This is a genomic window from Paraburkholderia sp. SIMBA_027, from assembly GCF_046535315.1.
Lineage (GTDB): Bacteria > Pseudomonadota > Gammaproteobacteria > Burkholderiales > Burkholderiaceae > Paraburkholderia > Paraburkholderia tropica.
Map to the genome: position 1 here is coordinate 1 of NZ_JAWRWY010001793.1, position 228 is coordinate 228.

At 66.7% G+C, this 228-nt stretch carries 1 protein-coding gene; it reads right to left on the minus strand.

Annotation, left to right across the window (positions count from 1 at the left end):
* A partial coding sequence (locus tag SB764_RS45350; protein ID WP_410867487.1) for an ATP cone domain-containing protein occupies positions 1-228 on the minus strand: 228 nt, incomplete at both ends.

Consider the following 228-nt stretch of genomic DNA (forward strand, 5'->3'; position numbering starts at 1 on the left):
GTTCGACCTGGTCCTGGATGTCTTCGATATGGAAGGTGCCGCCACCGGGGCGGTTGCGCACCAGCGCGTTGACGGCCTGGGTCGTCAGTTGTTCAACCAGCTCGCGCACGCGGGCCGAGGCCGCGCCCTGGCCGCCGTTGACGGCCAGGAAGGCCTTGGTCATGGCGATGGCGATCTTGCCGGGTTCGAACCCGACCACCGAGCCATTGCGGCGGATGATGTTGTAGC